This window comes from Halapricum hydrolyticum, from assembly GCF_025517535.1.
Taxonomy (GTDB): Archaea; Halobacteriota; Halobacteria; order Halobacteriales; family Haloarculaceae; genus Halapricum; species Halapricum hydrolyticum.
Genome location: NZ_JAOPKC010000006.1, coordinates 112,032 through 137,292 on the forward strand (window position 1 = coordinate 112,032; position 25,261 = coordinate 137,292).

Here is a 25,261-nt window from a genome sequence, read left to right on the forward strand (position 1 = left end):
GCCCGTCAGATAGAGTTCTTCAGTTTCTCGAAGAAGCCCTCGTCGACGCTGATTTCCTCGTCGCTGGCCTCGGCGAACGCCTCCAGGGCTTCGCGCTGTTCGCTGTTCAGTTCTTCGGGCGTGTACACCTGCACGGTCACGTAGAGATCGCCGTGGCCGCGCCGACGCAGGTGTGGCATCCCCTTGCCTTCGAGCCGGAACGTCTCGCCGCTCTGGGTACCGGACGGAATCTCGAACTCGATGTCCCCGTCCAGCGTCGGCACTTCGATCGTGTCCCCGAAGACCGCTTGCGGGAACGAGATCGGCTCTCGCCGGTTGAGGTCGTCGCCGTCGCGTTCGAACTCGGGGTGGTCGCGGATCGACACGTCGATCAGCAGGTCGCCGTTCGGCCCGCCGTTCTCGCCGGGGGCGCCCTCCCGTTCCATCCGGAGCGTCTGGCCGTCCTGGATGCCGGCGGGGATCTCGACGGTGAGCGTTGCCTCGTTGCGGACGACCCCATCGCCGCCGCAGGTCGAACAGGTCTCCTCGTAGAGCGTCCCCTCGCCGCCACAGCGCCGACAGGTCGTCGTCTGCTGGACGCGTCCCATCGGCGTCTGCTGGACCTGCGTGACCTGTCCGCGCCCGTTACATTCGGGGCAGGTCTGGCTGTCTGCGTCCGGTGGGTGGCCGTTGCCGCTGCAGTCCGGACAGGTTTCGGGCCGGCGGATCGTCACCTGCTTTTCGGCTCCCTCGTAGGCTTCTTCGAGGTCGATCTCGAGCGTCGTTTTCAGGTCCTGGCCCTGGCGCGGACGGTTGCTGTCGCGACGCCGACGACGGCCACCGCCGAAGAACTGGTCGAAGATGTCCTCCATGTTGAACCCGCCGCCGAAGGGATCGCCGCGGCCGCCGCGGCCGCCACCACCGTCGAATCCGCCCCGCTTTTCGGCCTGCTCGAATCGCTCGTGGCCCATCTGGTCGTAGGCGCGGCGCTTCTCTTCGTCGGTCAGGACCTCTTTGGCCTTCTTGACTTGCTTGAACTTCTCTTCCGCGTCGGGGTCGTCGCTCACGTCGGGGTGATACTCGCGTGCCTTCTTTCGGTAGGCCTCCTGGATCTCCTCCTCGCTGGCGTCGCGTGAGACCCCGAGTATGTCGTAGAAATCCTCGCTCATTCGTTATCGCTGGGTAATCGGTTGAGACACTTCAAAAGCCCGGGTCCGGCCGGACCGACGGCATCTGCTCCGTGGACGGACAGGACTACGCCCGGACGGCAGCCGATGAGTGTGCTTTTACCTCCGGACACCCCACCCACGGGCAAGAATGCCCTTCGTCACGAAACTCACCTTCGAGAGCGGGGATCGCCATCTCCTCGAGGAGGTCGTCAGGGAGATCAAGGCCGACGCCGCACGGAAGGGCGTCGAACACAAAGGCCCCCATCCGCAGCCGCCCGACGACATTCGCGTCCCGCAGTCGAAGACGCTGCTCGACACCGGCGGCGAGTTCGACGCCTGGAACTACACCGTCTACACCCGAACGATCGAGATCGTCGGCCACGACGAGTTCGCCCGGTCGGTCGCCGGCCGCGATCTGCCCGCCGCGATCTCCGTCGAAGTCGAAGTCGAACAGCGGCGGGGCCAGGGACACGGCGACTGATTGAGTTCACAAGCATCGATTTTGCAGGTGAGATCCAGGCCGCTATCCTGGATTCCGTCGTGACGTCACAGCCGGCTGTATAAAGCGAGAGGGCGGCTCCGTCGTGACCCCACCGAAACCTTCGCCTTACAGATCTTATAACTTCGCCGAGCACGTACCGCTCGCGTATGGTCGAGACGATCACCGCCAGTCAATTGCGCGACTGGATCGACGCCGGCGAGTCGTTCGAGCTGCTCGATACACGTCCGGAGGACAGTTTCGACGCCTGGCACATCCAGGACGCGATCCAGTACACCTACAAGCCCGATTTCGAGTTCGACGCCGGCGAATTCCGGGAGGCAACGGGCCTGTCGAGCGAGGACGAGGTCGTGACGATCTGCGCGAAGGGGATCTCCTCACACGATCTGGCGACCCAGCTCGAGGACAGCGGCTTCGAGGACGTCACCGTCGTCGAGGACGGCATGGAGGGCTGGAGCGAGGTCTACGACGTCGTCGAGATCCCGACTGCGGGCGATCTCGAGGTACTCCAGTTCCAGCGACGCGCGAAGGGATGTCTGAGCTATCTGATCGCCGATCCGGCCGCCGAGGTCGCCGCCGTGGTCGATCCGACCCGCCACGTCGACCAGTTCGCCTCGGCCGCCTCGGAGCGTGGCTACTCCATCGAACACGTCTTCGACACCCACGTCCACGCCGACCACGTCTCCGGTGGCCGGGAACTGGCCGAGTACGTCGGTGCGACCTATTACCTCGGGGCCGACGCGGTCGATCGCGGCGTCACCGACGACTACGAACCCCTGGAACGCAACGAGGTCGTCACGGTCGGCGAGCACGATCTCAAAGCCGTCCCGTCGCCCGGACACACCTCCGAGATCGTGAGTTACCTGCTCGACGACGAGGCAGTGCTGACCGGCGACACCCTGTTCGTGGATTCGGTCGGCCGGACAGAACTCCAGTTCGGTGACGGCGACGCCGACACCGGCGCACAGCGGCTGTACGATTCGCTCCACCGCACGCTGCTCGCGGAACCCGACTCGATCACGGTGTTGCCCGGTCACTTCGCCGTCGGCGCCGACGGGTCGACCGACGTGACGTCCGGCGAGCCCGTCTGTTCGACTATCGGCGACGTCCGGACAGAACTGGATCTCCTGTCCGTCGATCGCGACGCGTTCGTGCGTCGGCTCACGGACTCGCTGCCGGAGAAGCCGCCGAACTACGAGGAGATCATCGCCATCAACGCGGGTCGGAACGAACCCGAAGACGAGGCGGCGGCAACGGAACTGGAGCTCGGCCCCAACAACTGCGCGGCGAGCGGGGACTGAACGTGACGGTCGTCTCTCTCGGATGAGCACAGACGCAACGACGCTCGCCCGGCGGCTGGTCGCGACGCCGAGCCACGACGATCCTGACGAGGTCGGATCGCTGCTCGAATCCTGGCTCCGCGAGCACACGGACGCGACCGTCGAACGCGACGAGGTCGGGAACGTCTTCGCTCGCCGTGGCGGCGGAGACTGCTCGCTCGCGCTCGTCGGCCACCACGACGTCGTCCCGCCGGATCCCGGCCAGCAGGACGAGTCCGGATACGTCGTCGAGGAGCGCGACGGGCGGCTGTTCGGCCGTGGTAGTGCCGACATGAAGGGATCGCTGGCGGCGATGGCCTGTGCGTTTCGTGACAGCGACCCCGCCGGCGAACTCGTCTTCGCGTCGTTCGTCGGCGAGGAACAAGGCGGTACCGGCTGTCGAGCGGCGATCCGGGACGGGTTCGCCCCCGAGTACGCGGTCGTCGGTGAAGGCTCGACGGGCTACTCCGCCCCGGGCGTGACCGACGTCGCGGTCGCCCACAAGGGACGGCGTGCGAGCACGATCACGGCACGGGGGACGGCGGCTCACGCCAGCGAGCCCGGTGCTGGTACGAACGCTATCTACCGCGCGACCGACGCCGTCGACGTGATCCGGGGACTGTCCACTCCGGAGACAACAGTGCGAGGGAAGCGCGTACAGGGGAGCCTCGAAGTCACCGAGATCCACGGGGGAGACGCCTGGAACATGATCCCGGACCGGTGTACGGTGACCGTCGACGAGCGGACCGTCCCCGGCGAACGGGCCGGACTTGAGACGGTCGAGTTGATCGAAGGCGTCACCTGGTCGGTCGAACAGGATCTGCCCCCGATGGCCTGCCGGGACGAACGGTTCGCCGCCGTCGCGCTGGCGGTCGCACAGGCGATTCAGGACGGTGACCCGGAACACGTGGTCAAACCACACGCGACCGACGCGGGCTGGCTCGCCGCTGAAGCCGACACGCAGACGCTCGTGATCGGCGCCGCCGAGCCAGGTCAGGCCCACACAGCAGACGAAAGCGTCTCGACCGCCGCTCTGGAGCGCTGCCAGCGACTCTACCGGACGCTCGCCGAGCGGTTTCCGTGACCCCGAATACTTTATCGCCGCGGTCGTATGCCCGGCCATGTCAGCGGACACACCACAGGCATACGACGACCTTCTCGAAGCGTATCGTCGGGTCAGCAATCTCGAATCTGCCGTCGGCGTCCTCTCCTGGGACCAGCAGGTGACGATGCCGGACGGCGGCGCGCCGGCACGGAGCCGACAGCTGTCGACGCTGTCCGGACTCCGACACGAACTGCTGACCGACGACGAGGTCGCCGACGCGCTCGACGCCGCCGCCGAAGCCGACCTGAACGACGAACAGCAGGCAGTCGTCCGCGAGATACGGCGCGAACACGAGCGCGCCGCGGCGGTTCCCCGGGAGCTGATCGAGCAGATAAGCGCGAAGTCCTCCGAAGCACTCGAAGTCTGGGAGTCCGCGAAGGCCGAGTCGGACTTCTCGCAGTTCGCGCCCATACTGGAGGAACTGGTCGAGCTGCGCCGCGAGTACGCCGCCGAGATCGATCCCGATCGCGACCCCTACGCCGTCCTCTTCGAGGAGTACGAGCCCTATCTCGGACTGGAGACGGCCGAGGAAGTGCTCGAACAGCTCCGCGAGGAACTCGTCCCGCTGATCGACGCCGTCGGCGACAGCGACGTCACGCTCCCGGATCCGTTCGCGGACGGGACGTACTCCGAGCAGGCACAGGAAGAGCTCTCGCGAGAGATCCTCACCGATCTGGGATACGACTGGGAGCGCGGGCGACTGGACACCTCGAGCCATCCGTTCACCTCGGGCAACCAGTTCGACTGCCGGGTCACTACACGATTCCTCGAAGACGATCCGCTGAGCGCGCTCACGGCGACGATCCACGAGTTCGGTCACGCCTTCTACAGCCTCGGCCTTCCGCAGGAAGAGTACGGGACGCCGCTGGGGTCGTCACGCAACCTCAGCGTCCACGAGTCCCAGTCGCGCCTCTGGGAGAACCACGTCGGCCGCAGCCGCCCGTTCTGGGAGCTGATCGAAGAGGACGTTCGCGGGGCCTTCGACGGGCTCGAGGATGTCGACGGAGAGGCGTTCTACCGGGCCGCGAACCGCGTCTACGACGACAACCTCATCCGCGTCGACGCGGACGAGCTTACCTATCACATGCACATCGTCGTCCGCTTCGAGATCGAGCGCGACCTCGTCAACGGCGACCTGGACGTCGAAGACGTCCCCGAGGTGTGGAACGACAAGTACGAGCAGTACCTGGGTGTCCGGCCCGAAAACGACGCCGAGGGAGCGCTGCAGGACATCCACTGGAGCCACGGCAACTTCGGGTACTTCCCGACGTACACGCTGGGCAGCGTCATGGCGGCCCAGCTCTACGCGGCTGCAGAGGACGACCTCGGCGACCTGGACGAGGCGATCCACGAAGGCGAGTTCGAGGACCTCCAGACGTGGCTCCGAGAGAACGTCCACCGCCACGGTGCGCGGTACACGACAGATGAACTCGTTGAACTCGCGACCGGCGAGTCCTACACCGCCGATTACTTCCTTGACTACGTGACAGAGAAGTACAGCGAGCTGTACGAGCTGTGATTCGTCCCGAGGATCGGACCTGTTCGGTCTGAAAGCGGTCGATTTATAAGCTCCGGAAAGGCTGACGGAGATTCCCTGAAACGTTCGTTCTTGGGCGATCGAGACGGGTTCGACCTCGTCTCGTCTAGCAACTTTTAACCGGGTCAGACGGGTAGGTATCGCCAACATGGCGAGTAACAAGATCCTCGGAATCGACCTGGGGACGACCAACTCTGCGTTTGCGGTGATGGAAGGGGCCGACCCGGAGATCATCGTCAACAGTGAAGGCGAACGGACGACACCCTCCGTCGTCGCGTTCGACGACAGCGAACGACTGGTGGGCAAGCCGGCCAAGAACCAGGCCGTCAAGAACCCCGAGCAGACCATCCAGTCGATCAAGCGCCACATGGGCGAGGACGACTACACGGTCGAACTAGACGGCGAAGAGTACACGCCCGAGCAAGTCTCGGCGATGATCCTCCAGAAGATCAAACACGACGCCGAGGAGTACCTGGGCGACGAGATTGAGAAGGCCGTCATCACGGTCCCGGCGTACTTCAACGATCGACAGCGCCAGGCGACCAAAGACGCCGGCGAGATCGCCGGCTTCGAGGTCGAGCGGATCGTCAACGAGCCGACTGCGGCCTCGATGGCCTACGGACTGGACGACGAGTCCGACCAGACGGTACTCGTCTACGACCTCGGGGGCGGAACCTTCGACGTCTCTATCTTGGATCTCGGCGGCGGCGTCTACGAGGTCGTCGCCACGAACGGTGACAACGACCTCGGTGGCGATGACTGGGACCAGGCCATCATCGACTGGCTGGCCGACGAGTTCGAGGACGAACACGGCATCGACCTGACCGAGGACCGCCAGGCCCTCCAGCGGCTGAAAGACGCCGCCGAAGAGGCCAAGATCGAACTCTCCTCCCGGAAGGAAGCCGAGATCAACCTGCCGTTCATCACGGCGACTGACGACGGACCGGTCCACCTCGAGAAGTCGCTCACGCGAGCGAAGTTCGAGAGCCTGACCGAGGACCTGGTCGAGCGGACGGTCGGCCCGACCGAGCAGGCGCTTGAAGACGCCGACTACGGCAAAAGCGACATCGACGAAGTCCTGCTCGTCGGCGGATCGACCCGGATGCCGATGATCCAGGAGAAAGTCGAAGAGCTGACCGGCCAGGATCCCAAGAAGAACGTCAACCCCGACGAGGCCGTCGCACTTGGCGCGGCGATCCAGGGCGGCGTGCTGTCCGGTGACGTCGACGACATCGTTCTGCTGGACGTGACGCCCCTCTCGCTGGGTGTCGAGGTCAAGGGCGGACTGTTCGAGCGACTCATCGAGAAGAACACCACGATCCCGACCGAAGAGTCCAAGATCTTCACGACCGCCGCGGCCAACCAGACCCAGGTCCAGATCCGCGTCTTCCAGGGAGAACGCGAGATCGCGGAAGAGAACGAGCTGCTCGGGGAGTTCACGCTCGCAGGGATCCCGCCGGCGCCCGCCGGCACCCCGCAGATCGAGGTGACGTTCTCCATCGACGAGAACGGGATCGTCAACGTCTCCGCCGAGGACAAGGGGTCGGGCAACAAGGAAGACATCACCATCGAGGGCGGCGCTGGCCTGAGCGACGAGCAGATCGAGCAGATGCAAGAAGAGGCCGAGAAACACGCCGAAGAGGACGAACAGCGCCGCCAGCGCATCGAGGCGCGCAACGAGGCCGAGGCAACTGTCCGGCGCGCCGAGACCCTGCTGGAAGAAAACGAGGAAAACGTCGACGACGACCTCCGCGAATCCATCGAAGCCAAGATCGAAGACGTCCAGGAGACGCTCGAAGACGAGGACGCCGGGAAAGAGGACTACGAGGAAGTCACCGAGGCGCTGACCGAAGAGTTACAGGAGATCGGCAAGCAGATGTACCAGGAGCAGGCCCAGCAGGCTGCCGGCGGCGCGGGCGGCGCTGCGGGTGCCGGTCCTGGCGGTGCCGCAGGCGCTGGACCCGGCGGCGCGGCCGGTCCCGGTGCGGGTGCAGCCGGGCAGGGTGAGGAGTACGTCGACGCCGACTTCGAAGACGTCGACGAAGACGAAGACGAGTAACGCGAGTCAAGTCTTCACGATCCAGTGTTTCGCTGCTTACGCGTCTGGCGTACCGATCGGCCGTAAGCGTACGCGAATCCGCCGGCCGTGCCGGCCACGAGCGCCCAGGGGACGTACACCAGCGGGAAGAGCATCTCCGCGTACCCACGGTACGGGCCAGTACCGACGACGATCAACAGCGGCGAGGCGACGATGGTCCCGGCCAGCACGACCGTGGCGCGCTGCCGTTCGGCCAGCGCCAGCGGCAGAAACAGAAGCGGCACGAACAACCCGACGGTCCCTGCGTACACGACCGCGCCCCGAGTATTCGCTCCGAGCCCCCAGACCCCCACGAGGAGCATCGTGACGGCGACTACGACACCCGTCTCGACGAGCCGACGCGTCGAGACGTCAGTTCGATCCACCAGCAGGTACTGCGCGACGACGGCGATCGGTATCGCGAGCGACGGAAGCCCCGAAACCACGCCCGCGAACAGCGTCTGAAAGAGGACAGCGTTTTCCGAACCGATCGAGACGCCCCCGGAAACCGGTGCGAGTAGCAGACTGGCGAGAGCGAGTCCAGCGCCAGTGCCGAGCAGACTCCGTGCCCGCCCGAAGCGTGACAGTCGGGCGAGGGTGTCCCCGTGACGGACCAGGATCACGACGAAGGCCGCGAGGATCGCGGCCGGGAACGGGGCGGGCCCGGGCACGGAATCGAGCTTGAGCTGTGCGACGTCGGCCCAGATGCCGAGATTCGCGGCGGCAGTGGCTACGAGGCCGGAATCGGATCCGAAGACGAGATACCAGCCGCCGGAGATCGTTCGATCGAACCTGTCGCCGTGCACACCGGTCAACACGAGCGTCGTCTCGTTCGCGTCGATCCAGTCCCGATCGTCGACGAACGCCGATCGAACCGGATCCCGGACGAGGACTGATTCCGGCGGGCCGCGGACGACGATCCGGTCGGCATTGACGCCGAACCACTCGGCGTCTCCACCGGTGTGAAAGTAATCGACGACGAGGACGCCGCCCGCGCTGCGGTGCCCCATCCGTGCCCCTTCGTGTGACAGCTCGACGCCGTCCGGGGTCGAAGTCACCGACAGGGTCCGGACTGACGATCCGTTCGGGGAGTCCGACAGTTCGCGGCGTGCCGCCGTCCGGATCGCTTCTGCGTCCGGTTGTCCGTCCAGTTCGAGCGTGACCGTCCAGCGACTGGCGCCGTCCTCGCCGATATCGATCACGACGGTCGAGTGCTCGACAGTGCTGTTTTCGACCACATCGTCCGTGCAGACGTCACAGAGCGGCGACGGGGGTGGTCGAGCGGCGACAGCACTACCCAGGAGCAGGAGTACTGTGACGACCGAAAGAGAGACCAGCACCTGACGGCGGCGCATATTCGTCTGGTGATAGTTAGACTACATAATGGTGGGTGTTTCGTCAGCGAGTGACGGCGCGGACCGGGTCCCAGTCACAGATCCTGGCTGAGCGGTTCGTCGGCGATCTGCCGGCGCAGACCACCGAGCGTTTCGGCGTCGAGCCCGCCAAGACAGGCCTCGATGACGGCACCGACCTCCTGGCGAGAGATCTTCACACCCTCCGGCCGAAGCACGTCCTCGGGCCGCGATTCGATCTCTCTGAGCGTGCCCACCGCGAGTAGGTACGGAATTGCCCACGCTGCAGTGCGGTTACCCGCTCGTTCGGGGACGTGTTCGAGCCAGGTCTGGGCGTCGTCGAGATAGTCACGTGCGTCCTCGATCGTGCGTCGAACGACCGTGACGACACCGTCGACGCTGTCCGGGTCGTCGAGGGCGCCCTGATCGACGTCTTCCGCCTCCAGCTCGTCGGCAGGCAGATAGACGTTGTCTTCCTCGTGGAAGTCCGCGCCGACGTCTTTGGCGATGTTCACGAGTTGCAGTGCGAGCCCGAACGCTTCGGCGTTCTCTTCCAGGGGCTCACAGGTCCCGGATGGCGTCTCCTCGCCACAGACGAGATTCGTCACGAGTTCGCCGACGGTTCCGGCGGCGTAGTGGCAGTACTCGTGGAGTTCCTGTCGAGCCTGCAGGCGCAGCCCGCCTTCGGAGGCATACCGCCTGACGAACGTCGCCATCCCACCGACCAGCTCCCGAGCCGGTGGCCGGATCGCCTCGCGGATTCGCTCGGGCCGGGATTCGAACACCCGCAGGACGCGATCGGTCTGGGCGACGAGTTCCCAGTCTGCGCCCCCGTCGTCTGGGACCCACGCTGCGACGTCGTTTTCGAACGCTTCGACGGTCGTGGTATCTGCCGGATCGAGCACCGAATCGTACGTCTCCAGCAGCGCTGCCTTTTGCTCGGGGGGTATGTGACCTGCGTCCTCGATCGTATCCGGGACCCGACACAGGAGATATCCCACACAGATCGACGAAGCCATGGGCTCTTCGAGTACGTCGATCGTGATCGCAAAGGTTCTGGAGACGTCCTGGACGATCTCGTGACTCCAGGCGAGATCGCGCTCGATCGTCGCCGCGTCGGCGGTTTCCGAAGTATCGGCCATTTGCTGTATCGTTCGTTAGGGTTGGAGGTTAAAAACTCCGCCACATTCGCGACCAGAGTGCAGTCTACCCACGGTGGTCCGGCTCACCGCGGTCATACTGCCGGCCACAACAGTTCGAAATGATTCGCTACCCCGGAGTGGCGAATATCCTTACAAACGTACAGCCGGCAGTATCAGTCCGTCCGCGGCAGTGCCAGCGCCCCGATACCCAGGGCGATCAGTGCCAGTCCGGTCAGAATCGCGAGGTTGACGAGCGGATCTTCCCCGCCGTAAGAGGCGAGCACGACGCCGTCGACGAGCGCGGGATTGTCGAACGTCGCCGCGCGCACGCCCCGGGAGAAATACGTCAGCGGCGACAGCTCCAGCAGGGGGTGGAACCACTCGGGCAACAGCGACGGCGGGACGAACGTCTCCGAGAGGAACAACAGTGGGAGCGCGATCGCGTTGCTGGCCGCGATGACGCCGTCCTGTGACTCCGTGATCGCCCCTAGCAGCGCACCGATCCCGCAGAACAGCGCCACACCGGCAGCGACGAACGGGACCAGAAGCGGCGACAGGACGATATCCGCGCCGGTGACCGCGAGCAACAGCCCGAGCAACAGCAGCGCGGCCAGGCCGATGACCGCGACGTTGACGACCGTCTGTGCGAGCAACCACTCCCAGCGCCGCAGCGGCGTGGTCGCCAGCTTCTCGAAGCGGTTGCCCTCGCGGTGGCGCGCCACCTCGCTGCCGACCCTGGACAGCGGTGTGAACAGCACGACGACAGCGAGATAACCCGGGACGTAGTACCCGGGCGGTTCGGTGAAGAGCCCGCCACCGGTCGGCTGTGTCTCGACCAGCGCGCCGAAGATGAAGACGATCAGAAGCGGGAACAGGAAGGTGAAGAACACGGCCGTCCGCCGCCGGAGGAAAGACAGCGCCGCCGCCCGGGAGGAGGCACGGACTCGGCCGAGTCGGCTCATCGCTCACCTCCGTCGGCCGCAACCGGACTCGCTGCCTCCAGTTCGGTCGGATCGAGCGGGTCACCGCCGTGGCCGACTGCCGTGCCGGTCAGTTCGAGATAGACGTCTTCCATGTCCGGTTCGCGCCAGGTCAGCGAGGCGGGGGTGATCCCCGAGTCGGTCAGCCGATCGACGACGGCACCGATCTCCGTCGGCGAGACGTCGTGCACGACGAGCCGTCCGTCGCTGCGGGTCGTCTCGAACCCGATCGACGGCGTTGTCTGGGGTTCCCCGTCGAGATCGATCACGAGCCGTGTCTGTCCGCCGTACTCGTCGATCAGCGCCTGTGGGGCGTCTAGCGCGAGCAGTTCGCCGTCCGAGAGCAGGCCGACCCGGTCGGCCAGCCGCTCGACCTCGGCCATGTAGTGGGTCGTCAGGACGATCGTCGTCCCGGTGTCCGCGAGACCTTCGAGCAGCCGCCAGACCGCCCGGCGGCCCGCAGGGTCGATCCCGGTCGTCGGTTCGTCCAGCACGAGCAGATCGGGATCGTTGACCAGCGCCGTCCCGACACAGACCCGACGCTGCTGGCCGCCCGAGAGGTCCTCGTAGGCCGTTCCGGTTGCGTCTTCGAGACCGACGTCCGAGAGCACGGCCGCGACGTCGCGCGTGTGGTCGTAGAGACCGGCGTAGTACTCGATCAGCTCTCGTGCGGTCAGCCGAGCTGGCGGGTCGAACGACTGCGGGAGCAGACCGATCCGCGATCGATTGACCGTTCGGGACGATTCACCGAACAGTTCGACCGCCCCTTCAGCGTCTGTCGTGCCCGTCAGCGCACGGACGAGCGTCGTCTTGCCGGCGCCGTTGGGTCCGACGAGTCCCAGCACCTCGCCCTCGCCGACCGAAAGCGAGACGCCCGCGAGTGCGACCGTGTCGCCGTAGGTGCGGGCGAGATCCCGCGCGACGAGTACGTCAGTCATACACCCCTCTCGGGGCACGCGCGGCAAAGCCGGTTCGGTTCCGGCATGGCCGTCACGCCGTCGGGCGCCAGTACAGCAACCCGACAGTGACGACGAACACGGCGACCGAGAGGTCGTACCCGCCGGCGTACACCGCGCTGGCGATCGCCGCCCCGCCGCCGATCGTCCCGGTGACGAGGGCGGCGACGATCGGCCACGTGCAGGAAATACACGAGAATAGCCCGAGAACGCCCGTTATCGCCGATCCGGCTGCGTCGATGATCGTCGCGTAGACCAGATACGTCAGCGCCAGATAGCCGACCAGCTTGTAGGGAATCACGGTGAGCTTGAGCAGGCTCCCGTCGTACAGCACGGCCGGACTGAATCCGGGTGGCGTCCCGAGGGCGAGATTCGGCGCAACCGCGTGATGGGTTGCGGGCCCGACGAGCCCGCCGACAGACGCCAGAAGCAGGAAGTAACCCGTCGCGAGCGCGCCGGCGAGGTAGCGTCGGCGCGGTGGGGCCGGTGCGGGGGTAGTCCGCCAGAGCGCCCACAGTCCGACGTTGATCCAGACGAACGGATAGAGCACGTAGCGCGCCCCGAGCAGCGAATCGAACTGCGGCTGGGCGGTCACGAACCACAGCCACAGCACCAGGAGTTCGGCGTTGACGACGAGCAGTGCCCAGCGCGCGGTCTCGTGGGTCGGGCGCAGGCGGGTCGCCCAGGCGGTCGCGTTCGAGGCCATCTCAGATCGCCAGGGCGTCGATCACGACGGCCACGAGGAACGCCCCAAGGTAAGCGTTCGAGGCGTGGAACGCTCGAAACGCGGCCGATTCGGTTCTCTCGCGGTGCAGTCTGACGACCATCCACAGGAAGACGGCTCCGAGGGCAACAGTCGTTGCGGCAACCAGCGCGCCCAGATCCGCGATCGCGGTCACGGCCGTCGCCGCCAGCAGCGTCGCCGCGAGATACCAGAGGATGTGCTTGCGCGTGGTCGCCTCCCCGCGGACGACCGGCATCATCGGGAAGCCGCCGCGGGCGTAGTCGTCCTTGTACGCCAGCGCGAGGTTGTAGAAGTGCGCGGGCGTCCACAGGAAGATCAGCGTCGCAAGCGCCAGTCCCGGGAGCCCGATCGTGCCCGTAACGGCCGCCGAGCCGATCAGCGCCGGGAGCGCACCGGCCACCCCCCCGATGACCGTGTTCTGGACCGTGTTGGGCTTGAGCACGAGCGTGTAGACCACGCTGTAGAAGACGATCGCGACCAGCCCCAGCACCGCCACGAGGACGTTGACCGTCAGGAAGGTTGCGAGCGAGAGCGCGCCGAGAACGAACCCGAACGCCAGCGCGTTCGTGACCGGAACCTGCTGGGTCGTCAGCGGCCGGTCCGCGGTCCGGTTCATCCGGCGATCGACGTCGCGTTCGAGCACGTGGTTGAACGTGCCGCTGGAACCGATTGCCAGTACACCGCCGCCCAGCGTCGCGAGGATCGTCTCGGCCGGGATCGACCCGCCGGCCGACAGCGCCATCCCGGCCGCGGCGACCAAACTGAGCAGCCACATCAGTCGCGGCTTGGTCAGGCTGACGTACGCACGAACGGTCTCGACGAGACCGCTCGGCCGGGTCACCGTCACGTCCTCGATCGGCTCCGGCGCGGGTTCGGGGTCGGTCGTCACCGGCTGACTGTCGTCCGCACCGGCCTCCAGGTGCCAGGCCAGGGCGGCGACGAGCGCGCCGAAGATCGACGCTGCGACGCCGAGATGGATCCCGGGAAGATCGCCGGCCGCGCCGGTCGTCGCGACGGCGGCCCCGACGCCGATCTGGACCGGGAAGAGCACGAGAGCGAGCGCCAGCGCGTATTTGACCCGGCGTCGCTGCGCGATGCGCCAGCCCGCGACGGCCGTCACGAGCACGAGCAGGCCGACGAGCAAGGCGGTCACGCGATGGCCCCAGGCGATCACCAGCGCCGGCTCGGCCAGTGACGGCGGCTGTGTACAGACCGGCCAGCTCGAACAGGCGCTGGCAGCGTCTGCGATCGCCGCTGTCGCACCGGCGACGATCAGCGTGTAGACGCCGATTACCGTCCCGACAAGCAGCGCAGTGAACCTACGTGTGTGTGTCTCGCCCACGGGAATCGCCTTACGTATCCGGTCCGGCTCTGGATATTTAATTCTCGCGTTACCCCTCGTTTCGTGCAGGGTTTTGAATATAAGCAACCAGTATATTGGGGGTAAGATATCAAGGACAATTCCGCAGGAGAGCCAGGTTATTTATACCCGAGTTCCCAAGAGAATGGCAATGACGCGCAACCGTGCCGGGGCCGCCGCGGTGCTGTCGGGCGTGCTTATCGCCGTCGGGAGCCAGCCCGCGCTCGCCCAGTCGACAGCCAGTTCCTCGACGGAAGAGGCGATCTGGGGGCTGAACTTCGAGTTGCTCGCGGTCGCGATCCCGATCACGATCCTCGTCGAGGCGATCCTCTTCTATACCGTCTGGCGGTTCCGGTCGAGCAACGTCGAGGAGGCAAAGCCGACAAAGGAGAACCGACGACTCGAGATTACCTGGACGATCGCGACGGCAATTGTCCTGCTTTTCGTCGGCATCGGGGCCTACGGCGTGCTCGCCCAGGACGACGTCTCCGGACAGGGAGAAGCGGACATGGAAGTGCAGGTGTTCGCCGAGCGATACGCCTGGAGCTTCGAGTACCCCGAACAGAACGTCTCCACCAGTGATCAACTTGTCATTCCCGTGAACCAGACGGTGAAGCTCAACGTCACCTCGAAAGACTGGCTACACGCGTTTCACGTGCCGGATCTGGGGCTGAAATCCGACGCGTTCCCCGAGCAGTCGAATTACCTCGTCACGACGCCACAGGAGACCGGTACCTACCAGCTCTACTGTGCCGAGTACTGTGGTGCCGGCCATTCAGTGATGATGTCGGAAGTCAACGTGACCACCCAGGAGAAATACGAGTCCTGGCTCGCTTCCGAGCGAGGCGATACGAGCGGGAACAGCTCCGCAGAGTGATCAGCATCGCACGAACGGACTAGCGGCAACCTTTTTCTATCCGCCCCGTGTGATAGACACACATGGAGGAAGCGTACGTGCGGCTGGTGTGTCCCGAATGTTCGAAAGACTGGCAGTCGACGCCACGGGACCTTCCGGCGCCGAGCGAGACCTATAATTGTCCGAACTGTCACGCCTCACGTCGCCTCTCGGAGTTCATGCGGACCGAACAGGACCTCCAGACGCTCAAGGAATTGCAGTAGTTCGGGGCTGTTTTCCGGCTGTCGCCCGCCACCGAACCGGCTACCCGCTCGTGGAAGACCGCGCACCGCAGGCCTCACACTGCAGCAACACCGCCCCTTTCTCGCGGATGATCTTCGTATCCGGCAAGCCACACTCCGAACAGAGGACGAACTCCGAGACGTAGGCGTCAAGCGCCTCGGAAATCCGACGCTCGTTGAAGCTTCCTGTCAGGCGCGCGCGCCCGCTCTCGTCGATGTGGCCGCTGGTCCCCAGTTCGTTCTGGAGGAACTTGATGACGTGATCGTCCTCGCGTCCGAGGCGATCCACCGTGGTCTGAAAGTTCTCGTAGACAGTGACGTTCCCTTCCTGGCGGATGTCTGGGTCCGGCACGTCGAAACGCTCGTCCCCGCCCTCGATGTCTGGCGTCTCCGAAATCGCGCGATCGAGCATGTCGTCGTAGTCCATATCTGGTCGTATCCGGCGGTCGGGTAAAAGCCTTTCATAGTGGCCGTTGTAATTGTTCACTGCTACGATCGCCAGAGCGCGGGCGATCGATCGGACATTGATTTACAACGAGAACTGTTAATACCATCCCTCAATTGCTGTCGCTTCATCGATTTCATCCTCAGGTCGACCGGCACACCGCTGGCGATTTCCCAACGCCAGAACGAAGTCTGTGAGGTAGTTTTTCGTCCACCCTCATATCGGGTAATAGACCCTGACAAAACCCGCGAATATGGGGGCTAGTGTTAACAGTTCTCAGGATACTACTATAACCCTCCAGTTGGTAGGGTTGATTGACTATGAAGAAGCAGGAACTCATTCACCTCCACGGCCTGCTCGCACAGGTACAAGAGCACTACGAAGAGCACACGGGTAACACCGTCGAACACGACGAATACCTCGATCAGGGCGTTCGGCCGACATCGATTCACAAGTCGAAAACAGACCACAAAGCGGCCGTCTTCGCCCTCGCCGACGGGCTGACGTCGGAACTGGAATCGGAAGTCAAAGAACCTGTTTCTGCCAGCGCGGACTGATCTCTGCACTGCGGCTCCTGTAGCCTCGATTCTCCGGCAGTCACAACGCTCTCGACGCGATCAGTGGTCGCGGACGTCGTGACTGTGCTCGTCGTGGTCGTGGGTATCAGGACCGTCAGAGTGGCTGTGATCGTCGTGGACTGCGTGTTCGTGGCCGTGTTCGTGGCCATGGCCGGGGTCGGCGCCGCCGACGACGACGACTTTCACCTGACGAACGCCGCCGAGTGCCCGGAGCTGGTTGGCCAGCGCGTCGATCTCGCCGGCCGTCCCGTCGACCACCAGCGTCTCCATACACCGATCGTGAGAGAGGTGGATGTGCTGGACTGACGTGACGATGTCGGCGTGGTCGTGCTGGATCGACTGTAACTGTCCCGGGAGGTCGCTGTCGTGTTCGTGTTCGTGGACCACGACGATCGTGCCGTGGTGGCGCCCCCGGTCGCCCGCTTCCCAGTCGTAGGTCGTAAAGAAATCCCGGAGCGCGTCCCGCACGGCCTCAGACCGACTCGAATAGTCCCACTCGCGCACGATCTCGTCGAGACGGTTGGTCATCTCTGGCGGGAGCGTCAGGCTCACCCGGTCTAGATCGTCGGCCATACCCGGCAGTTACAGCCTGGCCTACAAGAGCGTTGATACTGCTGCTCTCAGTATTACGGAATTATAGAAAAGTATTATCCCAGGGAGAACGATAGATCCAGCCACCGATGCACATTCCCGACGGATACGTCGATCTCCCGATCGCAGCCGTATTCGCCGTGCTTGCTGGGCTGGCGCTGGCGGTGGCTGCCCGTCGAAGTGAGGGGCAGCTCGAAGGAGGGCAGGCACCGCTCGTCGGCGTGACCGCTGCCGGGATCTTCGCCGCACAGATGTTGAACTGGCCGCTTCCGATCCCCGGCGGGACGAGCGCCCACTTCGTCGGTGGTGCGTTCGCCGGGATCTTGCTCGGCCCCCATCTGGGCGTGCTCGCGATGAGTTCGGTCGTGGTCGTGCAGGCGCTGGTCTTCGGTGACGGTGGCCTGACCGTTCTCGGCGCGAACCTGTTCAACATGGCTGTCGTCGAGGTGTACGTCGGCTACGCGATCTTCCGGCTCGGACGACGCTGGCACGACGTCGGTGCGGCCTTCGCGGCCGGCTGGATCGCCGCCACAGCGGGCGCGCTCGGCGTGGCCGTCCAGCTCGGCGCCTCCTCGGCGTTCAACTACGAGTTGCTGACCGTCCTGGCGATCATGGGCGGTGGCCACGCGCTCCTCGGCGTGATCGAGGGGGCGATCACGGCAATCGTCTATCAGGCCGTCATCCGGTCTCGGCCGGACGTGCTCCCCAGCGCGACCCGGGAGGTGGCCGCATGAGCCTTCGGGCGTACTGGGAGCGACGGTGGCTCAGGCGCGCACTCGCGATCGTCGTCGTCCTCGCGCTGCTCGCTCCGGTATTCGGGATAGCGGCGGAGCGCGTCGGATACACTGAACCGATCGAAGAGGCCGCCGAGACGACCGGTGCGAGCGGGGCCGCCGACCCTGTCGCCACGGAACCGTTCCCGGACTACTCGGTTCCGGGTCTCCCCGGACCGTTCGGCACGCTCGCGTCGGCACTGCTCGGTAGTGCCGTCGTCCTGACCATCGCGCTCGTCGTCGGTCGCCTCCTGTCCGCCGACACGACACAACAGTGACGGTCGTCGATCGGACGCTTGCCGAGATCAGCTCGCGGGTCCAGCGGTTGCTCGAAGCCGAAGAGACGCCGCGACGCGACGGGTTCCTCCAGTCGGTCGACCCGGCCGTCAAGATCGTCGGGCTGTTCGCGACGATCGTCGTGACGGTCTCGCTGTCGTCGTGGCCGTCACAGGTCGCCCTCCTTGCGGTCGTCGGGGGGCTGGCCGTCGCGTCCCGCGTCTCGCCGGTCGAACTCGCTCGCCGTGTCGCGATCGTCCCCGCCGCGTCGCTGGTGATCGTCGCGCCACAGCTCGTGCTCATTCCCGGCGATCCCGTCGCTGGTCCCGTCACCGACTCCGGTCTGGCGTACGTGCTGACCTTCGTGCTTCGGGTCACGGTGTCGGTGTCGCTGCTCTCGTTGTTGGTCGCGACGACTCGATTCGCCGATCTGCTCGACGGCTTCCGCCGGCTGGGCGTTCCAGCCCTCGGCGTTTCGCTCGTCGCGATCACGTACCGCCACCTGCAGGTTTTCTTCGAGGAGCTGTCGCGCGTCGTCCGGGCACGGCGGAGTCGGACGATCGCCGACCGCGGAACCGGCCAGACCTGGCGTGAGACGGGATCGATGCTGGGATCGTTCCTGCTCCGGGCGTTCGAGCGTGGCGAACGAGTACAGCGCAATGCCCGGGCACGGGGCGGGACGACGATGGCCGCGTACCCATCCGACAGCGACTTCACCCGCGCGGACGGCGTCTTTGCCACGATGGTCGTGACGATCGTCCTCCTTCGGGGGGTGTGGCTACTGTGACGCGTGTCCTCGATGCCCGCGACGTCTCCTACAGCTATCCCGACGGAACGGCTGCGATCGAAGCGTTCGATCTCACGGTCGAGGCCGGCGAGCGGGTCGCCGTCGTCGGTCCGAACGGTGCCGGCAAGTCGACGCTGATCCAGTTGCTCGGCGGCTTGATCGAGCCCGACGGGGGAACGATCACGTACTTCGAAAGCGGCGCGCCGGCCGACGACCTCCGCGACCGGATCGCAGTGCTGCCCCAGCATCCCGACGAATACCTGTTCAACTCGACCGTCAGAGACGATCTGGAGTACGGTCCGGCACAGCTGTCGATCCCGAAGGAGCAGGCTCGCGAGCGGGTCGCGTCGCTCGCCGATCGGCTCGAACTGACAGCGCTCCTCGATCAGCCACCGTTCCGGCTGAGCGGGGGTGAACAGCGACGGGCCGCGCTGGCCAGTGCCGTCGCGGTCGACCCCGATCTGCTGTTGCTCGACGAACCGGTCGCGGACGTCGACGCGGACCATCGCGAACGCGTGCTATCGCTGCTCGACCGGCGCCACGAACAGGGGGAGACACAGATCGTCTCGACGCCGAACGTCGATCTCGTCCCGCAGGTCGCCGATCGGGTCGTCCTCGTCGATTCGACCGGGAGCGTCGTCGCTGACGGGCCGGTGACCGAGGTCCTGGCCGACCGCTCGCTCCTCGAAACGTGCGGTCTCGAGGCGCCGACGGTCGCGCGAGTGTTTGAAATGGCCGGCGTCTCGGACCCGCCGCTTACGGTCGCGGAGGGCGCCGCCCGGCTGTCTGATCTGCTTGAGTAGGCTCGGGCTCAGTGTCCGCTTCCATCGACGGACAATCCTCGGGCCAATCGATCCACGACTTGAGTGCGAGCGCACCGGGGATCTCGGGAAGTTCTCTGACGTTCTCGCTGCCGCAGTGTGGACAGAAGCGGTCCGGTCTGGGATGGCGACCGTCGGGGGCAGTCTCCTCGTATCCGTACCAGATCGCCTGGCAGGAATCACAACCGAACGCCGCCTGCCGTTCGGGAAGCGGCCCGACGAGCCGCCCCAGTTGCTCGAAGTACTCCTCGTTCATCTACCTGCAGGTACGGAACTACACGTTCAAAACTGTCCGAGGATTTCCACCTCGTGAGAACAGCGGGCTAACCGCTTTCGGGCGCTTGGAAAGCAGGTCGGTCGTGACGATTCAGCAGAACGTCGGATACGTCACGTCGGCTCTATCGACCGCTATCGCTGACGGTCCGCTTGTCGGTTTTCGACCAGAAGTACAGCACTTTGTCCGAAGACGCGGTGCGCGAATCAGTGCGTGAAGTGGAGCTCGATTTGGAACTCATTGTGTATCTCTGTACACACCCGACTGTCGTATATATCTTGCCCTATGCGAAGGAATAGGTATAATGTCTCATTGGTAGTGTTTAAGGTATTTATACCACACGGTCTTTCAAGTGGAAAATAGTGTAGGACCCCCGTGCGAATAAATTAATTCTGTCTGTCGCCTCGCGTATACTAGTCTTTTTCACGATAGAGGTTGTGTGCACAGATATGACCACTACCGGGCAGTTACGTTCTCATGGGGATCGGAACGAAGTCCCCGATGACATGTCCCCAACAGCAGCGTCGGCGAGTGCGACCGAGCGACTCTCCGGGTGCGGGACGCGAACCCCTCCGTTCAACGCGTTCACGCTACCCCATATGCGGACCGCTGATCCTGACGACGTTCGTTGATATTGTCCGCGCGTTCGAGTAGTCTGCCACCGCTCGGTGAACGTTTTGTGCCTGGCCGTTCGACGTATCGATATGAGCGATCGCGCTCGCGCACACGTATTCGTTGCCGGTCGCGTCCAGGGCGTGTTCTTCCGTGCGACGACCCGCGACACCGCCCGCCAGCACAACGTCGACGGCTGGGTGAAGAACCTCGACGATGGCCGCGTCGAAGCCGTCTTCGAAGGCCCCCAAGCGGACGTCAAGGCGATGGTCGAGTTCTGTCACGAGGGGAGCCCCCAGGCCCGCGTCGACGACGTCGACGTCGAGTACGAACGGCCGAAGGATCTGGACGGCTTCGAGATAAGATACTGATAGTTGCTGGTCCCCGAACCAAGATCCCTGTGGGCTTTTGGGTGGTCCGGCCGAAGACGAGGGTATGAGTCTCGGCGAAGCGATCACGGGCACGCAGATGGCGGTGATCGACGGGAACAGCGCCGCACTGGGGGTCCCACCGAAGCAGCTGATGGAGTCGGCGGGCAACGCCGTCGCTCGCGCGGTTCGTTCGGTCGTCGAACCGGGGGGCGACGTCACGATCGTCGCCGGACGGGGCAACAACGGCGGTGACGCGTTCGCCGCGGCCCGGTTCCTCGATGAATACGACGTTCGCGTCCGGTTGCTCGGTCACGCGAAGACGATCACGACCGACATCGCTCGCGAGAACTGGGCGGCGCTCCAGCGCTCGGAACTCGATGCCGCGGAGTGGCGAGATTCGTCGGCGATCGAGTTCGACGATCCGGTCCTGTTCGTCGACGCGATGCTCGGGACAGGCATCAGTGGACGGGTCCGCGAACCGCTCGCCACGGCAGCAGGGCGGCTAAACGACAGCGAGACGCCGGTGCTCTCGGTAGACGTGCCCTCCGGGCTCGACGGGGAAACGGGCACACTCGCCGAGAACGCCGTCGAGGCCGATCACGTCGTCACGTTCCACAAGCCCAAGCCCGGGCTGGACGCACTGGACGCATCCGTCACAGTCGCAGATATCGGGATTCCGGCGGCGGCAGAGCGGTTCGTCGAACGCGGCGACCTCCTTCGACTCTCCCGGCCAGCCGACAGCCACAAGGGCGATTTCGGTGAGGTGCTGGTCGTCGGCGGCGGGCCCTATACCGGTGCGCCGGCACTGGCCGCCCAGGCAGCGTTGCGGGCCGGTGCCGACCTCGTCCGGGTCGCCTGCCCCCGGTCTGTCGCTGACGAGATCCAGAGCTACAGCGAGAACCTGATCGTCCGGCCGTTCGACGGTGAGCGGTTCACCTCCAACTCGGTCGCGAGGGTGCGGGAGCTCGCTGCCGAACACGACAGCGTGGTCCTCGGTCCCGGCCTCGGTGCGGCGGAGAACACGCTCGTGGCGGTCCAGGAGTTCCTCGGGAACTACGACGGCTTCGCGGTCGTCGACGCTGACGCGCTTCAGGTCGTCCCCAGTGTCGAGACCGACGCCACACTCCTCTGTACGCCCCACCAGGGCGAACTCGAGGCGATGGGCGGCGAGACGGCCGCCGACTGGCGCGAGCGTGCCGACCTGGTCGAATCGTTCGCGGCCGAACTCGGACAGCCGCTACTGGTCAAAGGCCCGTACGACGTGCTCTCGGACGGCGAGCGGACCCGGGTCAACCGGACCGGCAATCCCGGGATGACCGTTGGCGGAACCGGAGACGTACTGGCGGGTACGGTGGGCGCGCTCGCGGCGACCCAGGAGCCACTAGCCGCGGCGGCGATCGGTGCGTACGTCACCGGCAAAGCGGGCGATCGAGTCGTCGACCGGCAGGGCTACGGCCTCGTGGCGACCGACCTGCTCGGTGCGATTCCACCGGTGATGTGGGAGGACAACGATGCCTGACGCGGGCGACGATCAGGGAGAACTGACCCACACCGACGAGTCAGGGGAGGCGCAGATGGTTGACGTCGGCGACAAACCCGACAGCAAACGACGGGCGGTCGCCCGCGGGACGATCCACTTGCAGGAATCGACGGTGGCAGCGATCCGGGCGAACGAACTCGAGAAGGGCGACGTCCTTGCGACCGCCCGAGTGGGCGCGATCCAGGCGGTCAAACACACCTGGGAGACGATCCCGATGTGCCACCAGATCCCGATCACGAACGTCGAGACGGACTTCGACGTCGGCGAGGCCGACGTGACGCTGACCGTCGTCGTCGAGACGACTGGCAAGACTGGCTGCGAGATGGAAGCGCTCGAAGGCGTCACGACCGGGCTGAATGTCGTCTGGGACATGGTCAAAGCCGCCGAGAAAGACGAGGCCGGCCAGTACCCCGACACTGCAATCAAAGACGTGACCGTCGTCGAGAAGACGAAACGACCGTAATATCTGAGATCCGGAAAATATCTCTTCGTAACCGGAGAACAGGCATCAATATCCGGATCTCGGCGCCTGAGGGTCCAGAAATATCTTCATATATAAGTAAGCTTTAACTGTCTGCCTATTAGGATGATAGATGGTGACATAGGATGGCAAGACGAACGATCGAGACCGATATCTTCGGGCGCAAAACGGACTTCGAGTACTCAGAGCGTTGGGTCGGGTACTCGCTGGTCACGCTCCGGCTGGTCATGGGCTGGGTGTTCTTCTACGCGGGCGTCGACAAGTTGCTGGCCGGGGACTGGTCGGCACGCGGCTACCTGATGGGTGCGGCCAACCGCGAGGGGGTGCTCCTGCCCGGTCTCTGGGAGACGCTCGCCCAGGACTACATTGGCATCGTAGACCCGCTGAACGTGTGGGGGTTAACTCTCGTCGGGCTGGCGCTACTGCTGGGTGCGGCCGTCCGCTGGAGCGCGCTCTGGGGCTCGGTCATCATGCTGTTCTATTACCTCTCGGGATACCCGCTCGAGAACAGCCTGCTCATCGATAGCCACGTCGTCTATATCATGGTCCTGTTCGGTCTCGGGGCCTTCGGGGCAGGACGAATCCTCGGCGTCGACGAGTATCTCGAATCGACGGCGCTGGTCGAGAACAATCCCTGGCTGCGGTATCTCCTCGGGTGAGGTCGTTGCAGTGACAGCGTCGGGGCTCGCCGTTCAGTTTCGTCGGAGAAGGTTTGCGAGGGAAGACCGCTCCGTGCGGACTTCCGCGCACTGTTTTGCGAGGGGCCGTAGTGGCCAACAGTGCGAGCGTGCATCTCGTCCGACGCGTGGTGGCGCCGGAACGCGATGCGAGGGAAGGGATTTGAACCCTTGGACCCCTACGGGAGCGGATCTTGAGTCCGCCGCCGTTTCCAGGCTTGGCTACCCTCGCACGCGCGCATCTGTCGATAACGGGACGGGATATAAACGTGCTACGAAACAGGGTGGCGGTCCGAAGACCGGACTCCGTCGCGAAGTCGGTCAGTTCCGCCGGGAGCGACGAGCGCTTTGCCCGACCTGCGAATAACTCCCCATGGACGAGCATACGCGCGACGACAGCGTGCCACCGCCCGACGGATCTCCGACCGGGTGGAATCCGGAAACCCGGACGTGGGAACACGCGACGCTCCGGCGGGCAGTGGTGCACGGCGTCCGGCTGTACAACGACGGCGCGTTCCATGAATCGCATGACTGTTTTGAATCAGAATGGTACAATTACGGCCGCGGAACCACCGAGAGCGCCTTCGCCCACGGGATGGTCCAGGTCGCGGCGGGCGCGTACAAGCACTTCGACTTCGAGAACGACGACGGAATGGTGAGTCTCTTCGAAACTGCGCTCCAGTACCTCTACGGCATCCCGAACGACTACTACGGCGTCGACGTCCTCGACGTGCGAACGACGCTCACGAACGCGATCGTCGATCCGGACACGCTTGATGGGTGGCGAATCACCCTCGACGGGGCGCGGCCCGTCGGGACACAGTCGGATTACGAGTATGTTGACGGTCTCGATCCGTGAGGTTCCGTCCTGCCGATGTGCGTCCAGCGACTCTGCGCCTTATTTTTCGGTGATATTCTCTCCTGGTGTCGGTACTTTTAAGACGGTCCGTCTCCCAAAATCGAGATGACGCTTCGCTTGGAGGGCCGAAGCGTCAGCGGGGACCAATTCAGGGCGGCAAGCGTCCGGCCGGGGCTTTCCCGGCCGGTTCGCTTTCCACTCGTTGTTAGTCTGGTAGTGCCATCTGTGGTCGACTGTCACCGCGACCGGTATCCGTGTCTGGATCAGTGGCGACCGCAGTTCGACCGGCGACGATAGCCACTTCGAGATAACTACCAATACAGAATTACGACCAGTAGTTGTCGACGAGCGGCCACCCTGCCGTAGGCACTCCCCTCAGCGGTATTATCCTTCGGTTCACCCACGACGACGGTCTGATAGCGTACTTACCGCCAAAGCGTCACTTTCAGGCCGATATATTTATATTATTCCGACAGTAACGTAAAAGTGGACATTACCGATGTACGACTTGACAGGATTCCAGCGAGACCTGCTATATGTCATCGCCGGAAAAGAGGAGCCGCACGGGCTCGCAATCAAAGAGGAACTCGAGGAGTACTACGAGAAGGAGATTCACCACGGACGGCTGTATCCGAACCTCGACACGCTCGTCGACAAGGGACTCGTCGAGAAGGGACAGCGCGACCGACGGACGAACTACTACAGCCTGACACGGCGTGGCCGTCGAGAGATCGAGGCGCGACGCGAGTGGGAACAGCAGTACGTCGATCTGTGATCGCAGTTGCCGTGACCGGTCCCGTTTCCAGCAGTTACTGATGG

The 25,261-nt window shown here is 64.7% G+C and carries 27 protein-coding genes, 1 tRNA gene and 1 pseudogene; 18 read left to right on the plus strand and 11 right to left on the minus strand.

Annotated elements, in window-relative coordinates; all coding sequences use genetic code 11:
* Nucleotides 1-5: 5 nt before the first annotated feature.
* Nucleotides 6-1,148 (minus strand): molecular chaperone DnaJ, encoded by a 1,143-nt coding sequence (dnaJ, locus tag OB916_RS07905; RefSeq protein WP_315908756.1) that lies wholly within the window; start codon nt 1,146-1,148, stop codon nt 6-8.
* Between the two features lie 148 nt (nt 1,149-1,296).
* Between dnaJ and OB916_RS07910 the strand changes: the two genes are divergently transcribed.
* The 5 genes from OB916_RS07910 to dnaK all read left to right on the plus strand — a co-directional run bounded on the left by OB916_RS07910 (nt 1,297) and on the right by dnaK (nt 7,667).
* Entirely contained in the window at nt 1,297-1,629 is a 333-nt protein-coding gene (locus OB916_RS07910; protein ID WP_315908757.1) for an uS10/mL48 family ribosomal protein, read from the plus strand.
* 167 nt (nt 1,630-1,796) lie between these two features.
* Nucleotides 1,797-2,948, plus strand: coding sequence for an MBL fold metallo-hydrolase (locus OB916_RS07915; RefSeq protein ID WP_315908758.1), 1,152 nt, complete (start codon nt 1,797-1,799; stop codon nt 2,946-2,948).
* Nucleotides 2,949-2,970: 22 nt separating this feature from the next.
* Nucleotides 2,971-4,050 carry a M20 family metallopeptidase gene (locus OB916_RS07920; protein ID WP_315908759.1) on the plus strand — a complete coding sequence of 360 codons (1,080 nt, stop codon included), beginning with the start codon at nt 2,971-2,973 and terminating at the stop codon, nt 4,048-4,050.
* 37 nt (nt 4,051-4,087) lie between these two features.
* Complete coding sequence (locus OB916_RS07925) at nt 4,088-5,590, plus strand: carboxypeptidase M32 (protein WP_315908760.1); 1,503 nt, start codon at nt 4,088-4,090, stop codon at nt 5,588-5,590.
* A gap of 166 nt (nt 5,591-5,756) precedes the next feature.
* Nucleotides 5,757-7,667 (plus strand): molecular chaperone DnaK, encoded by a 1,911-nt coding sequence (dnaK, locus tag OB916_RS07930; RefSeq protein ID WP_315908761.1) that lies wholly within the window; start codon nt 5,757-5,759, stop codon nt 7,665-7,667.
* Between the two features lie 14 nt (nt 7,668-7,681).
* On the opposite strand, the gene OB916_RS07935 is transcribed toward dnaK, so the two are convergent.
* The 6 genes from OB916_RS07935 to OB916_RS07960 all read right to left on the minus strand — a co-directional run bounded on the left by OB916_RS07935 (nt 7,682) and on the right by OB916_RS07960 (nt 14,202).
* A complete protein-coding gene (locus OB916_RS07935) occupies nt 7,682-9,040 on the minus strand; it encodes a hypothetical protein (protein ID WP_315908762.1) in 1,359 nt (452 codons plus the stop codon).
* 74 nt (nt 9,041-9,114) lie between these two features.
* Entirely contained in the window at nt 9,115-10,179 is a 1,065-nt protein-coding gene (locus OB916_RS07940; protein ID WP_315908763.1) for a phytoene/squalene synthase family protein, read from the minus strand.
* Between the two features lie 173 nt (nt 10,180-10,352).
* Nucleotides 10,353-11,141: an ABC transporter permease gene (locus OB916_RS07945; RefSeq protein ID WP_315908764.1), complete on the minus strand. Its 789-nt coding sequence runs from the start codon at nt 11,139-11,141 to the stop codon at nt 10,353-10,355.
* On the minus strand, nt 11,138-12,097 hold the full coding sequence (locus OB916_RS07950; protein ID WP_315908765.1) for an ABC transporter ATP-binding protein: 960 nt from the start codon (nt 12,095-12,097) through the stop codon (nt 11,138-11,140). Before OB916_RS07950 ends, OB916_RS07945 begins: the two co-directional genes overlap by 4 nt.
* Before the next feature lie 52 nt (nt 12,098-12,149).
* A complete protein-coding gene (locus tag OB916_RS07955) occupies nt 12,150-12,821 on the minus strand; it encodes a DUF7546 family protein (protein WP_315908766.1) in 672 nt (223 codons plus the stop codon).
* A 1-nt stretch (nt 12,822) separates the two neighbouring features.
* On the minus strand, nt 12,823-14,202 hold the full coding sequence (locus OB916_RS07960) for a heme o synthase (protein WP_315908767.1): 1,380 nt from the start codon (nt 14,200-14,202) through the stop codon (nt 12,823-12,825).
* 169 nt (nt 14,203-14,371) lie between these two features.
* On the opposite strand from OB916_RS07960, the gene coxB reads away from it, so the two are divergent.
* On the plus strand, nt 14,372-15,097 hold the full coding sequence (gene coxB / locus OB916_RS07965; protein ID WP_315908768.1) for a cytochrome c oxidase subunit II: 726 nt from the start codon (nt 14,372-14,374) through the stop codon (nt 15,095-15,097).
* A gap of 62 nt (nt 15,098-15,159) precedes the next feature.
* On the plus strand, nt 15,160-15,339 hold the full coding sequence (locus OB916_RS07970; RefSeq protein WP_315908769.1) for a DUF7836 family putative zinc-binding protein: 180 nt from the start codon (nt 15,160-15,162) through the stop codon (nt 15,337-15,339).
* A gap of 40 nt (nt 15,340-15,379) precedes the next feature.
* Here OB916_RS07970 and OB916_RS07975 read toward each other — a convergent pair whose 3' ends face one another.
* Nucleotides 15,380-15,784: a translation initiation factor IF-2 subunit beta gene (locus tag OB916_RS07975; RefSeq protein ID WP_315908770.1), complete on the minus strand. Its 405-nt coding sequence runs from the start codon at nt 15,782-15,784 to the stop codon at nt 15,380-15,382.
* A 338-nt stretch (nt 15,785-16,122) separates the two neighbouring features.
* Between OB916_RS07975 and OB916_RS07980 the strand changes: the two genes are divergently transcribed.
* Nucleotides 16,123-16,359 (plus strand): UPF0058 family protein, encoded by a 237-nt coding sequence (locus OB916_RS07980; RefSeq protein ID WP_315908771.1) that lies wholly within the window; start codon nt 16,123-16,125, stop codon nt 16,357-16,359.
* Between the two features lie 189 nt (nt 16,360-16,548).
* Here OB916_RS07980 and nikR read toward each other — a convergent pair.
* Nucleotides 16,549-16,953, minus strand: a pseudogene (nikR, locus tag OB916_RS07985) (nickel-responsive transcriptional regulator NikR); the annotation flags it as partial.
* A 107-nt stretch (nt 16,954-17,060) separates the two neighbouring features.
* Between nikR and OB916_RS07990 the strand changes: the two are divergent.
* The 4 genes from OB916_RS07990 to OB916_RS08005 are packed head-to-tail and all read left to right on the plus strand — an operon-like array spanning nt 17,061 to nt 19,610.
* Nucleotides 17,061-17,705, plus strand: a complete 645-nt coding sequence (locus OB916_RS07990; protein WP_315908773.1) for an energy-coupling factor ABC transporter permease — start codon at nt 17,061-17,063, stop codon at nt 17,703-17,705.
* On the plus strand, nt 17,702-18,022 hold the full coding sequence (locus OB916_RS07995; RefSeq protein ID WP_315908774.1) for a PDGLE domain-containing protein: 321 nt from the start codon (nt 17,702-17,704) through the stop codon (nt 18,020-18,022). Before OB916_RS07990 ends, OB916_RS07995 begins: the two co-directional genes overlap by 4 nt.
* The gene (cbiQ, locus tag OB916_RS08000; RefSeq protein ID WP_315908775.1) at nt 18,019-18,807 is read left to right on the plus strand and encodes a cobalt ECF transporter T component CbiQ; all 789 of its coding nucleotides are present in this window, start codon (nt 18,019-18,021) and stop codon (nt 18,805-18,807) included. Before OB916_RS07995 ends, cbiQ begins: the two co-directional genes overlap by 4 nt.
* Nucleotides 18,804-19,610 (plus strand): energy-coupling factor ABC transporter ATP-binding protein, encoded by an 807-nt coding sequence (locus OB916_RS08005; protein WP_315908776.1) that lies wholly within the window; start codon nt 18,804-18,806, stop codon nt 19,608-19,610. The genes cbiQ and OB916_RS08005 overlap by 4 nt, the downstream gene beginning before the upstream one ends.
* Here the strand turns inward: OB916_RS08005 and OB916_RS08010 are convergent.
* The gene (locus OB916_RS08010; RefSeq protein ID WP_315908777.1) at nt 19,564-19,884 is read right to left on the minus strand and encodes a hypothetical protein; all 321 of its coding nucleotides are present in this window, start codon (nt 19,882-19,884) and stop codon (nt 19,564-19,566) included. The genes OB916_RS08005 and OB916_RS08010 overlap by 47 nt on opposite strands.
* A 722-nt stretch (nt 19,885-20,606) precedes the next feature.
* Here OB916_RS08010 and OB916_RS08015 point away from each other — a divergent pair.
* The 4 genes from OB916_RS08015 (at nt 20,607) to OB916_RS08030 (ending at nt 23,565) form a co-directional block, all read left to right on the plus strand.
* Nucleotides 20,607-20,885: an acylphosphatase gene (locus OB916_RS08015; RefSeq protein WP_315908778.1), complete on the plus strand. Its 279-nt coding sequence runs from the start codon at nt 20,607-20,609 to the stop codon at nt 20,883-20,885.
* A 64-nt stretch (nt 20,886-20,949) separates the two neighbouring features.
* Nucleotides 20,950-22,404, plus strand: coding sequence for an NAD(P)H-hydrate dehydratase (locus OB916_RS08020; protein WP_315908779.1), 1,455 nt, complete (start codon nt 20,950-20,952; stop codon nt 22,402-22,404).
* Nucleotides 22,397-22,888, plus strand: a complete 492-nt coding sequence (gene moaC / locus OB916_RS08025) for a cyclic pyranopterin monophosphate synthase MoaC (protein ID WP_315908780.1) — start codon at nt 22,397-22,399, stop codon at nt 22,886-22,888. Before OB916_RS08020 ends, moaC begins: the two co-directional genes overlap by 8 nt.
* A gap of 143 nt (nt 22,889-23,031) precedes the next feature.
* Nucleotides 23,032-23,565, plus strand: coding sequence for a DoxX family membrane protein (locus tag OB916_RS08030; RefSeq protein WP_315908781.1), 534 nt, complete (start codon nt 23,032-23,034; stop codon nt 23,563-23,565).
* A gap of 166 nt (nt 23,566-23,731) precedes the next feature.
* On the opposite strand, the gene OB916_RS08035 is transcribed toward OB916_RS08030, so the two are convergent.
* Nucleotides 23,732-23,815: transfer RNA gene (locus OB916_RS08035), tRNA-Leu, on the minus strand.
* Nucleotides 23,816-23,956: 141 nt separating this feature from the next.
* Here OB916_RS08035 and OB916_RS08040 point away from each other — a divergent pair.
* Both OB916_RS08040 and OB916_RS08045 read left to right on the plus strand, forming a co-directional pair.
* Nucleotides 23,957-24,442, plus strand: coding sequence for a DUF309 domain-containing protein (locus OB916_RS08040; RefSeq protein WP_315908782.1), 486 nt, complete (start codon nt 23,957-23,959; stop codon nt 24,440-24,442).
* Nucleotides 24,443-24,941: 499 nt separating this feature from the next.
* The gene (locus OB916_RS08045) at nt 24,942-25,217 is read left to right on the plus strand and encodes a PadR family transcriptional regulator (protein WP_229111344.1); all 276 of its coding nucleotides are present in this window, start codon (nt 24,942-24,944) and stop codon (nt 25,215-25,217) included.
* Nucleotides 25,218-25,261 lie beyond the last annotated feature (44 nt).